Source organism: Chitinophaga sp. W2I13 (assembly GCF_050434005.1).
Lineage (GTDB): Bacteria > Bacteroidota > Bacteroidia > Chitinophagales > Chitinophagaceae > Chitinophaga.
On record NZ_JBNPWD010000001.1, the window covers coordinates 6,904,440 to 6,917,532 of the forward strand.

General features: G+C 47.9%; 9 protein-coding genes. 5 read left to right on the forward strand and 4 right to left on the reverse strand.

The features are described 5' to 3' along the window. Positions 1-2 precede the first annotated feature (2 nt). Positions 3-2,495 (reverse strand): hypothetical protein, encoded by a 2,493-nt coding sequence (locus QFZ48_RS28295; protein WP_429064822.1) that lies wholly within the window; start codon positions 2,493-2,495, stop codon positions 3-5. Positions 2,496-3,038: 543 nt separating this feature from the next. Between QFZ48_RS28295 and QFZ48_RS28300 the strand changes: the two genes are divergently transcribed. The 5 genes from QFZ48_RS28300 to QFZ48_RS28320 all read left to right on the forward strand — a co-directional run bounded on the left by QFZ48_RS28300 (position 3,039) and on the right by QFZ48_RS28320 (position 10,470). After that, positions 3,039-3,164 (forward strand): hypothetical protein, encoded by a 126-nt coding sequence (locus tag QFZ48_RS28300; RefSeq protein ID WP_429064824.1) that lies wholly within the window; start codon positions 3,039-3,041, stop codon positions 3,162-3,164. Positions 3,165-3,316: 152 nt separating this feature from the next. Continuing rightward, positions 3,317-6,457, forward strand: a complete 3,141-nt coding sequence (locus tag QFZ48_RS28305; protein ID WP_429064826.1) for a SusC/RagA family TonB-linked outer membrane protein — start codon at positions 3,317-3,319, stop codon at positions 6,455-6,457. Positions 6,458-6,468: 11 nt separating this feature from the next. After that, complete coding sequence (locus tag QFZ48_RS28310) at positions 6,469-8,352, forward strand: RagB/SusD family nutrient uptake outer membrane protein (RefSeq protein ID WP_429047594.1); 1,884 nt, start codon at positions 6,469-6,471, stop codon at positions 8,350-8,352. A 23-nt stretch (positions 8,353-8,375) separates the two neighbouring features. Continuing rightward, the gene (locus QFZ48_RS28315) at positions 8,376-9,065 is read left to right on the forward strand and encodes a DUF3823 domain-containing protein (protein ID WP_429047592.1); all 690 of its coding nucleotides are present in this window, start codon (positions 8,376-8,378) and stop codon (positions 9,063-9,065) included. Between the two features lie 73 nt (positions 9,066-9,138). Further along, on the forward strand, positions 9,139-10,470 hold the full coding sequence (locus QFZ48_RS28320) for a glycoside hydrolase family 71/99-like protein (RefSeq protein ID WP_429064827.1): 1,332 nt from the start codon (positions 9,139-9,141) through the stop codon (positions 10,468-10,470). A 78-nt stretch (positions 10,471-10,548) separates the two neighbouring features. Here QFZ48_RS28320 and QFZ48_RS28325 read toward each other — a convergent pair whose 3' ends face one another. From QFZ48_RS28325 to QFZ48_RS28335, 3 genes are all read right to left on the reverse strand, one after another. Further along, a complete protein-coding gene (locus QFZ48_RS28325) occupies positions 10,549-11,004 on the reverse strand; it encodes a hypothetical protein (RefSeq protein WP_429047588.1) in 456 nt (151 codons plus the stop codon). A gap of 89 nt (positions 11,005-11,093) precedes the next feature. Further along, complete coding sequence (locus QFZ48_RS28330; RefSeq protein ID WP_429047586.1) at positions 11,094-11,456, reverse strand: VOC family protein; 363 nt, start codon at positions 11,454-11,456, stop codon at positions 11,094-11,096. Positions 11,457-11,545: 89 nt separating this feature from the next. Beyond that, entirely contained in the window at positions 11,546-13,069 is a 1,524-nt protein-coding gene (locus QFZ48_RS28335; protein WP_429047584.1) for a family 43 glycosylhydrolase, read from the reverse strand. Between the last annotated feature and the right edge of the window lie 24 nt (positions 13,070-13,093).

Genomic DNA, 13,093 nt, shown 5'->3' on the forward strand with positions numbered 1-13,093 from the left:
TATCAGTGCGGATGCCCCGTAATTTCCTGGAACGACCTTTCAAAATCCTGCCCGTAACTTTCCTTGTATTCCTTTGCAAAGCGCTGGTAAACATCTTTGGCGGTGCCATGCCTTCCCAGCAGGATCAACGCCTTGCTTTTATGCACCAATGCTTCTTCATTCAGTGTATCGAAAAAGAAGATGCAGTTGCTGAGCCGCACAATAAGCTCTGCATCTGCACTCATATCAGCATGGTTAATAAAAGATAGTATAACGTCCGTCACCTGGTTGGAAACGTCTGCTTTGATATGATCCAGCCATTCGTACTGGCTTGTTTTAAGAAAGGCTCCCCTGCCCGCTATGCGCAGCAGTTCCAATATCCAGTCGCGGTTAACAGGCGCCTTTGCGCCCACCAGCTGGATATACTGCTGGTAATCCACCCGGATGGAGTTATTCAGTATTTCAAGCCGCCATTTACCTGCTTCTTTTACTACCTGGTAGTCGCCTACTTTTTCCAGGAGATTTTTCAGTTTTAAGATGTTTACGGAGTAATTGTTTTTGGCGTCTTTCTGTAACTTATCCGGCCATAGCGTACTATAGAGTTTTTCGGGAGAAATGCCTTTTCCGTCTTTAAGGGAATAAATGAGCAGTAACAGGAAAAGCTCTTTCAGCAGCGGGGTGAAATGTTGCGTAATATCCTGACCGTTGGCATCAAATACTTCGAAGGATCCAAAAAGAAATATGGCAGCAATTTCGGGGTTCTCCTCCGGCAAAGGAGCGGCGGGTGGCTCCGGTACGGGAACAACCGGCGCTGCGCTGCTGCTGACCGGAGGAGGCACCATAGCCGGCACGGCACTCTCCGCGGCTTTTGGGAAAGCAGATTTCCGGCTCCGGTAATAAAGGAATATAAGACCCGCTGCCGCAAGTGGCAGCAACAGGTACCACCAGTAAGTCCTGCCGGTTGCCGGAACGGCCGCCCACACGCCTGCCTGGTTTGGCGGAAAAAAGATCGTATGTACTTTCACGTTGGTAACATTCCCTTTGGAATTGTATAAGGTTACGGCTACCAGTTTTTTACTAACCGGACAATAATATAAGTCGGCAAAAGAGGCGATGTCATAAAAGGAATAAGGGATGGAATCTCCCATCAGCTGATATTCCGGGGAGTTTAAGGAACCTTTGATCAGCTGCAGGGTGGTATTGAACTTATCCGTTGGATAAATGAGTGCATAGAAATCATTGGTCCCCGGTATGGTGATCATGCTGTTGGCAAAACAGAATTGTCTTTCCGGCTTTTTAAATTCAAAAACCGGGTGAAAGGTCCGGTCCCTGATGCTATAAGCCATCAGGTCGTAGCAATATTGCGGGTTGATCCCCTGGTCGCCGGATTTACTGCCGTAGCCACCTATAATATACGCGGTATCCTTTGCCGCGTTCATACCAAGTGCGGTGAGATAACGCGGCATGGGACGTTCCCCTCCGTAGGGAACCACTTCCCAGGTTTTACTGGGAAAATGATAGCGTTGCAACAGGTTTTTATACTGCAGTTGCCCGTAGCCGCCCAGCACATATAGGGAAGAGTCAGTGGGAGAAAGGAACTTGTTGACCTGCCAGAATACGGTCAGGGAATCCGTGGTAAAGTTAACGTCCCACTCCGGTTTGGCAGGATCCAATGTGCTTACCTTTTTTTCATCTGCATAAAAATTATACAACCGGTTATTTACCGGATCAAAAACGGACTGGTTGCCGGGAGGCAGCAGGTGACGGCTGCGGGTAAGCCTTTCGCCTTTCAGCTGCATATTGCTGAACGATAATTCATAAATGGAATCAACCGACACTACACAGAGCACTTCCCGCTTACCGTCGAAGGCAATACTGGCAGCGCCCTTTGTGTCAAAGTCCACTGCCTTTTCCCATTTCCGGTGTTTGGGACTGATCCAAACAGGGTTGCCCACGCGGGCCACCCTTTTCCCGATCTCATCACGGGCTTCATTGCCCTTCTCTTCTGACAAAGGGAAATAATGCGTCAGCTGCCCGTTTTCACTGATCCTGATATCCCGGATATTCATGGGAGGGATATCCAGCATCTGGAATCCCTCAAAACTGTTGGCGCCAAAATAGATATTGCAACAGGTACCGGCGGAAAAGTTGCCTTTGCCTTTACTGATTAACCGGCCATTCATATAAAAAGAAGCTTCCTGCCGCTCTGTATCAAATCTTATACGGACCTGGCTCCAGTTCCCGAATAATTTAGCAGAGTCGATATCATACCCCCCTATATAGTTTTCCCCGATAACAAAATTCAACCTCGCCAGCCGCTGGTTATATACCAGGTCGATACTCTGATTGGTGGGGGTAATCAGCCGCATGATATACCCGAAATAAGTTTCATGGTAAGGCAGAAAGGTAAGATCGAAGGATATTTCCGTGTTATGTTGCAGGCATATGGGGGCAGTGGGGGTTAGATGAAGGGATGTCCGTTTCTCCTGTACCACCTCATGGCTCCGGAACTGCAATCCGTGTGATTGACAATACCCCCCGTGGCCAGCTAACAACACACCGCATATACATAAGATATATCTTAACATTAGATCCATTCTAATAAGGACTACAATAATTTCCTGGCTAATACGCTGGTGGAATTAATGTCGGAATTTTTAATCAACGTGAACAGTTACAATAAACAATTAACCAGCGGACAGCGTCTGCCCTGTTTTGCGCCAGCAGGATAAATTAATCTTTTACTTTGGTTGATGAGAGATAATCATAGGTAAACTACCTCCAGGATGCTTTCAGCACAGTGTTTTCAGCCACAGATCCTCCTGTCATATTATCCCTGAGGCAATATTATAAAATTAATCCAAAGAATAATCGGTTTTTTAAATATTGAAGATGACCCATTTTTTGTCTTATTTTTTATCGACTACAATATATTGAAAACCAACTAGTTATCATTCTTACAGAAAATTAATTTTTCAGTTAGTCGGTTCATTAACCGGTTTATTAGAAGCTCTCCGATTTATTGCAGCAGCTTATTGCAGCAAAACGATTCCACGATTATGAAGCGACTTATATTCCTTTCAGTACACCTGTTTGTGTTGGTTTACTCCTGCGTGCCAGCCATCGGAAAACATCCTTACACTTCAGCTTCGTTTGTGCATATCACCTTGCCTGCCATCAGGTAGCATATTCCTGTTTCGCGTATTAACCAAAATCAAGTATTGATATGATGTATTGTACTCATTTTTTTCCACCGTAATCCCGGAAGAATCATCAGGCACTCCTCTCCTGACGACTTTCTGGCGAAAACAAATTTATCCAATGCAATAGTAACGTTATGAAAAGAATCTACCACCTATTCCTTTTAATATGTATCTGTCCGTTAAGTGTGCTGGCCCAGCAAAGGACCATCACCGGCAAAGTAACGGATGCCAAAGATGGCAGCCCCATACCGGGAGTGAGCGTAACGGTGAACGATAATGCTCCTGTCCGTTCCGGCGCCACTACCAATACAGCAGGGATCTACCATATCACCGTAGATGCCCGCGCTACGGAACTGGCCTTTTCTTTCATGGGCATGAAAGGCGCCATCGAAAAGATCAATGCCCGTACTACCATCAACGTTAGTTTGTCGGCCGGCGAAGACCAGCTGGGAGAAGTAGTGGTGGTGGGATATGGCACCAAACGGAAAGAAACCCTTACCGGGGCCGTATCCAATATCACTTCAAGGGAAATACAAACCTCCACCAATGTAAGCCTTGCGCAAAAGATCCAGGGTAAAGTAGCCGGCCTGATGGTCCGCCAGTTAGGCGGCGAGCCGGGTAACTTCGATAACATGATCAATATACGTGGCTTCGGAACGCCGCTATATGTTATAGATGGCATTGTAAGAGATGGCTCCTCCGAATTTCAGCGTATCAACCCGGAAGATGTGGAAAGCATTTCCTTCCTGAAAGATGCTTCCGCCGCCATCTACGGGTTCAACGCCGGCAACGGCGTGGTCATCGTAACTACGAAGAAGGGCGCAAAGGGAAAAACCGCTTTCAACTATTCAGGTACCGTAGGCATGATGAAACCTACAGACGTACCCCGCATGGCCAATGCCTCCGAGTGGATGCAGATGCGCAATGACGCAGCCGTATTAGGTACCGGCGCCCCTTTTGTAACAAAAGAAGAGTTACAAAAATATATCGACGGGGCTCCGGGCTACGGTACCACCGATTGGTACGACGTAACCATGAAGAAAGCCGCTACCCAGCAGCAACATAACCTGTCGGCCACCGGCGGCACCGACAAAACCCAGTACTTTGTAAGCCTGGGATATTTCCAGGAAGGCGGTTTGCTGCGTAGTAACGACCTGAACTACCAACGCTTTAACCTGCGGTCAAATATCACTACGGAACTCACCAGGAATCTGAAGGCAGAAGTATTGATCGGCGGCCGGTACGATAAAAAAGAAGCGCCGGGAGAAAACTTCTTCAACATCTTTAAAGGTACCCGCGTTACCCTCCCTACTGAGCAACCCTATGCCAACGGCAATCCTGAATACCCGGCAGTAGTAACCCCTTCTAATCAGAATCCACTGCTGCTGTCGCAGCGAGGCGCCACCGGCTACAGTGAAACCGTGAACAGGAGTGTGCAGACTTCCCTCGCGCTCACCTACATGTTTCCTTTCCTGGAGGGACTTTCGGTAAAAGGACTGGCAGCCTATGACATGAACAGCTACCAGGGTAAAGATGTATCCAAACCTTATAATCTCTACACGTATGTAAACGACGAATACCTCGTGGCTCCGCAACGTGTAGGCGCCGGCGCTATCAGCAACGGCTACGGTAATGGTAACCGTCTTACGTTACAAACACAGCTGAATTATTCCACCAGCATTGCCCGCGCCCATAATATTGGCAGCTCCCTCGTATTTGAGCAGCAGCAATCCTGGAGCCGCAATGCGGACCTGAGAAGGCTGTATTCCTTTTATACCACCGACCAGATCAACGGCGCTTCAGAAGCCGGCATGACCAACTCCGGCCAGGAAGGGCAATCTGCCTACCAGTCGTTGCTGGGCCGTTTCAATTACGACTACAAATCCAAATACCTGGTAGAATTTGCCTTCCGTTACATGGGCAACTATGCATATCCCAGCAACAGTAGATGGGGCTTCTTCCCGGTGATCTCCGGCGGCTGGAGAATTTCTGAAGAACCTTTTCTTAAAAACAAGATACCAGCGATCTCCAACCTGAAGTTACGCGCCTCCCATGGTAAAATGGGCGAAGATGCCGGTCAGCCTTTCCAATGGATCCAGGGATTCTCCACTTCAGGCGGTGGACGATATGAATTTGCAAACGGAATTCTTACCAACGGCGCCGCGGCTCCCGGTATCACCAATCCCAACCTCACCTGGGCTACCAACACTACCACCGATCTGGGTATCGATATCGGTTTATGGAACAACAAACTCGGACTGGAAGCGGACGTTTACCGGAAAACACGGACCGGTCTGCCCGCCCGGAGAAATGTATCATTGCCCAATACTTTTGGCGCAGGATTACCGGAAGAAAACCTGAACAGCGATCGCGTACAGGGCGTGGAGTTTACCATCACGCACAACAACCGCATCGGTGAATTCTCCTATAATATCTCTGCTAATTTCAACTTCTACCGTGCACAAAATCTGTATGTAGAAAGAGGCGCTTACCAGAACAGCTACGACAAATGGAGAAATGGTAACGACTACCGGTATAACGATGTGATCTGGGGATACCAGTACCTGGGCCAGTTCCAGAATTTAGACGAAATCGCCAACTGGCCTTTGCAGAACGGCGGTCAGGCTAACATCCGTGAGCTGCCCGGTGACTTCAAATACGCTGATCTCAACAATGATGGCGTTGTGGATGATAAAGATATGACGCCCTCTTTCATCGGCGCCGTGGGTAACAACGACAATCAAAATCCAAGCGGCAAAAATCCGAAAATAAACTACGGTCTTTCTATCGGCGCCGCCTACAAAGGCTTCGACCTGAACCTGCTCCTGCAGGGCTCTGCCATGTATACCGTACGTTTCAGCGAAGTGTATGCAGAAATACTGGCGTTCCGCGGTAACACCCCCGCCTACTTCTTCGACAGATGGCATAAGGCAGATCCCTATGATCCAAACAGCGAATGGGTGCCGGGCAAATGGCCAGCCTCCCGATTCAATGGCGACGTAGGTAAAATGTATGCAGAAAGCTCCGTGTGGAGAAAAGACGCCTCCTATGTCAGGTTAAAAAGCCTGGAACTGGGATACACCTTCGGTCCCAACCTGCTCCGTGGAAGCGGCATCCAGAAGATCAGGATCTATGCCAACGGCTTCAACCTCTTCACGATTGCAGATCCATTCGTAAAAGCGTTTGATCCTGAAAGACTGGAAGGCCTCTTCAACGCCGGCTTCAACTATCCCCTCACGAAGAATTACAATTTCGGGATCAACGTCAACTTCTAAAAGCACGCAACATGACTACCAATAAATTCTCTTTTATTATACTGTTGACAGGCATCCTCTTTTCCGGCTGTAATAAAGTACTGGATCTGAAGCCTACCGACAAAATCCAGGCAGAAGCCCTGTTTGGCGACCCGGAAGGGGTGAAAATATATATGGCCAATCTCTATTACCAGTTACCGGTGGAAGACTTTACCTATTTCCGGAACGGGTTTAACTGGAACAGCGGAGATCCCAACAACGGCGGGTTCGCTCCTGCCATGGCTACCGATGAAGCCGTGCATACCGAGTTCGGCGACTTCGTTGGCGACGGTGATTTTAATTGCTGGGAGAGCGCTTATAAGCTGATCCGCGATGTAAACCTCCTGATAGATGCCATTCCAACATTAAAGATCCGTGAAGAAGAACGTGCGGCGTTAATTGGCGAAAGCGCCTTTATTAAAGCATACGCTTACTTCGCACTCGCAAAAAGATATGGCGGCGTATCGCTCATTAAAGCATCCCAGCAATATACCGGTGACGCAGAAAGCCTGAAAGTGCCCAGGAGCACCGAACAGCAAACATGGGATTATACCTTGGAATTGTGCGATCAGGCGATCAGTAACCTCGGAGATGGGGTGAGCAGAAGAGCTTCCAAATGGACGGCTTATGCGCTGAAGTCGAGAGTAGCATTACATGCTGCTTCGCTTGCAAAATTCGGCAGCCTGGCGCCTATGTCCGGACAAGCAGTAAATGAAAAGCTGATAGGACTCGAAGCCTCCCTGGCCAATGGTTATTATGAGGCCTGTAAAAGCGCTTCCCTGGCGATTATGAATGCCAACAAGTTTGAACTGTATGCGGCTAGCCCGGCAAACCGGGAAGCAGCAGCAGAAAATTACCGGCTCCTGTTCCAGGACCCTGGAAATAAGGAAGTCATCTTTGCAAAAGGATATACACTTCCCGGCGCATTCCTGGGTCATAACTACGATATCTGGTACCAGCCCGCCCAGGTGGCCAATGGCTGGCCGCATCCCGGCAGGATGAACCCTACGCTGGATCTCGTAGACACTTACGAAAGCTATGATAATCCCGGTCATTCATCACCCGTTGTTACCTCTACAGATGCAAACGTGACAGACTATAACGGCTATAACCCTTCCAGGACGTATATCCAGTTTGATTCTCCCAACGACATCTTTAAAAATAAAGATGCCCGCCTCTGGGGAACCGCTATATTACCCTCTACGCTCTGGAAAAATATCCCGATCATCATACAGGCAGGTTACGTAAAACCGGATGGCACCGCAGTGATCCGCACCAATGATCACATCACCATCAATGGCACCACCTATTATACATACGGCGCCGCCAGCACCAGCCTGTATTCCGGCTTTGATACCTACGGCGGCAATAACACCCGCACAGGCTTCTCTTTCAAAAAATTCATGAATCAGAACGCGCCTATTATACCGGGATGGAACCAGAGTACCACCGACTTTATTGACTTCAGGTACGCAGAAATATTACTCAACTATGCGGAAGCTGTTGTGGAAAGCGGAACAGGTGATGCGTCCATCGCTGTAAAGGCGCTGAACGATATCCGTAAAAGGGCCGGTCATACTACAGATATCCCCTTAACCGCCGCTAACGTACAGCGGGAAAGAAAAGTAGAGCTGGCATTTGAAAACAAACGCTTCTGGGACCTGATCCGCAGAAGAGAGTATCATACCGAATTCAATAACCGGATGCTGCACTCGCTGTTACCATTACGGGACCTCCGTGCATTACCGGCCACGAAATACATCTTCGTCCGCGTAAACGTACCTAATACCAATACCAAAACATTCCAGCCTAAATCCTATTACAGACCTATTCCGGGTATCGGTTCAAATGGCTTGATCCAAAACCCGCAATATTAATGTGTGATTCTAAAAAAATGATTATGAATAAGCTAAGATATTTTTTCTTCATCGCCGCACTGGCACTGGGAATGATGTCCTGTGAAAAGGATAACTACGATGGCCCCACTGCAGGATTATCCGGCAGCTTCCGGGATGTTAAAAGCGGTGAACTGATAGAACAGGACATCATCCTGGGCACTACCATTGAAATTATTGAACATGGTTATGCTTCCCGCACACCGCAACCGCTGATCGTAAAAACCGACGGCACCTACGCCAACACCATGCTCTTTGCCAACACCTATACCGTTACACCGGTGAGGGGTAACTTTATCCCCGTAGATTCGCAGGTGGTAAACATCAATGGCCAGGTAACCCTTGATTTTGCGGTAACGCCCTACATCCGTGTGAAGGATGTAAATATTGTAAAAAGCGGCACCAAGGTAACCGCTACCTTTAAGCTGGAACAGAATGTGATCAACAACGTAAAGAAAATCGGGCTATATGCACATTCCGATGCAAGGGTCGGGGAACCTATGCGCCTGGTGGCCTCCGAGATACAGTTAAATGCGGTAAGCGATCCGGCACAGGTATATACACTGGAGATTGATCTGGCTGCCAACAGTTCTATACTGAAACCCGGCAACAAATACTATTTCCGGGTAGGTGCGCTTATTGATGCCGGTGAAGCGAAACCTAATTACCGCCCGGCAGTTCGACTGGATATTTAACCCATTATAACAATTGATGAAGTTCCGCCTCCCTGCGGGACTTCATCAATCGTTGTTCTCAAAAATAAATATTATGAAAAAACTAAGTTGGCTCTTTTGTGTACTGGCGCTTTACATGGCTTGCGGTTGTTCCAAAAAAGAAAAAAAAGTTGACACCCCGCCTCCAGGTCCTCCATCAGATACGGAAAATGTAGTGTATGACGAAACCGGTTGTTTGTACAAGAGTTACAAGAACCTGGTGATGGCTGGCTACCAGGGCTGGTTTGCAGCCGCAGGCGATGCGTCTGACCGCGGATGGTATCATTATCAGAATGGCAGCTGTGGCGGCTTTCTGCCAGGTTGTTCTGCAATTGATTTCTGGCCGGACATGGGCGAATATGTGAAAAAATATAAATCCCCTTTCAGCTTCGCCGATGGCACCGACGCATATTTGTACAGCCCCTACGATGAAGAAAGCATGGACCTTCACTTTAAATGGATGAAAGATTACGGCATCGACGGCGTTTTCATGCAACGTTTTGTGGTGGAGATCAAAAACTCCAACCCGAAAGGGAAACGGCATTTCAATAAAGTGCTGGAAAATGCACTGAAAGCGGCCAATAAGTACCAGCGCGCTATCTGCGTGATGTATGACCTCAGCGGCTGCACCAGTGAAGATGTGGCGTATATTGAGCAGGACTGGAATGAACTGCAAACGTTATTTTCCCTCTTCGACAATAAAAAGCATCCCTCCTATGTAAGGCACAACGGCAAACCGTTGTTGTCCATCTGGGGCGTGGGATTCAATGATAACAGGAAGTATACCATCGCCAATGTAGACCAATTGGTAACAAAGCTCAAAGGAAAAGGCAACAAGGTATCCATCATGCTGGGTGTGCCTTATTACTGGCGCTCGCTGAAAAATGATACAGAAAATTCTTCCCTGCTGCATTCCCTCATCAAACGTTCCGATATTATTATGCCCTGGGCCGTTGGCCGGTACGACAACAACAGCTACAACAACGTGGCCGGCGCGGAGCTGGCGGCTGATATCCAGTGGTGTAACACGAATAAAGTAGATTATGTGCCGCTGGTATTTCCGGGTTTCAGCTGGGGAAATTTGAAGAACGACGTGGCAGCCTACAATTCCATTCCGCGACTGAAAGGCGACTTCTTATGGAAGCAGGTGGCAGGCGCGCGGATATCCGGGGCGCAGTCGTTATACGTAGCTATGTTTGACGAAGTAGATGAAGGCACCGCTATTTACAAGTGTGCCAGGGAAGGCGAACTGCCACTACATGGCGATAAAAAGTTCGTCGGTATTGAAAAAGATCTGTCGTCCGACTATTATTTATGGCTTACAGGTCAGGCTGGTCGCTGGTTTCATGGTGAAAGCGGCTTCAGTGCCACCAAGCCGGCCAGATAAAACAGTTCATTTCTGTTAAATCATAAAAGCGCCTTGCAGGTAAACCTGCGAGGCGCTTCCGGTACAACACCTTATCTGCTAAAGCTGTTTCTTCATCGCATATTTCAGATATACGTCACCGTTAGAAGTGGAATTAAGCACATACCACTTTTTGTTGTCACTGAGCAAAAGCTCGTATGTAACGCCGCTTTTGTTGGTAAGCTCTGTAACCCCTTCGATATGCTTATTATGATACTCTTTCTTTACCGTCAGCAGCACGCTCAGCGGCAATTCACTCTCCTGGCAGTACCTTAAAGCATAAACCAGTGCGCCTGCTTTATCATACCATATCCTGCATTGCGTATCGTTCCTGGTGAAAGAAACAATATAATACTCGCTATCTTCCACCCACGAGGTGGATTTCGCATCCGGGAATGTTTGACTGAACACCCGGAGTACCGTATCATTGGGCGCTGCCATTGCATGGGATAACCACAGTGTAGCGGTTATCATGATGAGGAGTATTTTACTTATACCGCGAAAATTCCGTTTCATAATTTTAAAGTTTAAAGGTGATTTTGTGTTTCACGATGTAAAATTAGGATAGCCCTAAACTTTAAAATTGTACAAAACGGAACAAACGCTTACAAAGACCAAACTGCCAGTTCGTACCCGTCAGGATCCGTGAAATGGAACCGTTTGCCGCCGGGGAAGCTGAAGATATCTTTTACAATGGTCCCTCCTGCTGCTACAATCTTTTGCTGGGTTGCTTCAATATTGTTTGAATAAAGGATAACCAACACAGTTCCTTTCACCGGTTTACCGGTGGTGAATCCTCCATCTACATAATCCCCTTCAAATGCCGTATAGTCGGGACCGTAGTCAGTGAACTTCCAGCCAAAACTTTTGGTATAAAATGCTTTGGCGCGGCTGATGTCTTTTGACAGGAATTCGAGATACTGTACCTGCTCGTGTTTTAATTTGCTTTCAGAATGTGTGTCTGCCATAGATCTTATGCTTTTTGTAAAGATAAGAAACGACCGTTTTTACCTGTTTGTAAAAAAACGACAACGTTACACATGAATTTCAACTTCGCCTAGTTATCAATAATAAAAGTACCGGCTTCGGCCAGGCCGGGTTGAGGCTGACTGTCGAGCCCTGATACCGGCACCAGTTTAAAATACCTGAAATGCTTTCTGGCGGGAAGATTAAAATACTGTTTATTAGGATGGAGATTAAGCAGTTCAGCGGTACCCAAATTTTCCCAGTTCTGATTATCATTGCCCGCGAGTATCTGCAGCTCTTTTATTTTCCGGTCGCCACTCTTCTGGATAAAAACAAACCCATCTACTGCAAGCGTATCGCCCATGTCTACCGCAATCCAATGGTCAGGGTAGCTGGTGGCGGGCGCGGAATAGCGGGCTATCCAAACTGTAGACGAGTCATCGTCTATTATTCGTATAGCCAACCTGCTGTTGTTAAGCTCCTCCGAGCTGAATCCGGCAATTGACCAATTCTCTTTGGTATACATCTTCCGTACCGGTTCACCGGAAGGCTTCTGCACAAACGAGCCGATTTTAACCGGTACCCCGAAATCAGGCGTGCCATCTGTTTTCCATGTAAAGCGCTGTATACGGGCATTCCGGGCTCCCCCGCCAGCCGCACTGCGCGCATGGTAGATGAGCCAGTCTTCCGTACCGTCGGGTGATTTGAAAAAACCATTATGACCGGGACCAAAAGCACCACTATCTGCGTTCATTGAGAAAACGGGAGTTGATGTTTTCACCCAATCCGCCGGGTTCATGGGATCGCCGTTCTGGTTAAGACTAAGTAATCCGAGGCAATAGGTATCCACCCAATAGCCGCTGCCCGAATACACAATGAACAGGCGTCCGTCCGGGTTGACGATCACCTGCGGCCCCTCGTTAATGGCATTGCCATTCATTTCCCAGGAGTAGGTGGGGCTGGAGATGGCCACTTTCGCGCCCGCGATGGTCCAGGGATTGCTCATGCGGGCGATGTAGATACGCTGCGGAGCAGCGCCCGCATTGCCACCGGACCATAACATATACATCTGTCCGTTATGCTTAAAAACAGTTCCGTCTATTGCCCATTGATCGGATGAATCGGCAACCTTTCCCTTCAATGCCCAGGATCCCTGCGTTGGATCGGCAGAGCTGTTTTCCACCACGTACATACGGTGATTGGCATTTGTGCCGTTGTCGGCGGCAAAATAGATGTACCATTTATTATCTATTTCATGAAGCTCCGGCGCCCAGATATTTTTGGAGTACGGCATGCCCTGTGGAGGAATCCATGCATCATGCGGAGTTGCCAAAGCCAGTTCGGTCATGGCGCTTGTTTTGTAAAGCACCAGTTTACTCCCCTGTGTATACATGAAATAATACATCCCGTTCTTTTGGGTTACCCAGGGATCAGCCCCACGTGGTATCAGCGGATTGGTGAAGGTGTTCTCAATAGTAAAATTTGCATCATTTACTTCATTAGCCCCGATAGCCATGGCATGATGGCCAACCAGCTTTTCAGGATTATTTTTTTTACACGCGGAACAAAGTGCAAGGCATAACCAGGCAAACAAATAGGGTGCTTTTTTTTTCATGGACGAAGCGGATTAACGGTTAAC

Excerpts from the sequence above, each read along its gene's own strand:
- QFZ48_RS28300 (WP_429064824.1), top strand. The coding sequence starts at position 3,039 with ATGAAGCGACTTATATTCCTTTCAGTACACCTGTTTGTGTTGGTTTAC.
- QFZ48_RS28305 (WP_429064826.1), top strand. The coding sequence starts at position 3,317 with ATGAAAAGAATCTACCACCTATTCCTTTTAATATGTATCTGTCCGTTA.
- QFZ48_RS28310 (WP_429047594.1), top strand. The coding sequence starts at position 6,469 with ATGACTACCAATAAATTCTCTTTTATTATACTGTTGACAGGCATCCTC.
- QFZ48_RS28315 (WP_429047592.1), top strand. The coding sequence starts at position 8,376 with ATGAATAAGCTAAGATATTTTTTCTTCATCGCCGCACTGGCACTGGGA.
- QFZ48_RS28320 (WP_429064827.1), top strand. The coding sequence starts at position 9,139 with ATGAAAAAACTAAGTTGGCTCTTTTGTGTACTGGCGCTTTACATGGCT.
- QFZ48_RS28325 (WP_429047588.1), bottom strand. The coding sequence starts at position 11,004 with ATGAAACGGAATTTTCGCGGTATAAGTAAAATACTCCTCATCATGATA.
- QFZ48_RS28330 (WP_429047586.1), bottom strand. The coding sequence starts at position 11,456 with ATGGCAGACACACATTCTGAAAGCAAATTAAAACACGAGCAGGTACAG.
- QFZ48_RS28335 (WP_429047584.1), bottom strand. The coding sequence starts at position 13,069 with ATGAAAAAAAAAGCACCCTATTTGTTTGCCTGGTTATGCCTTGCACTT.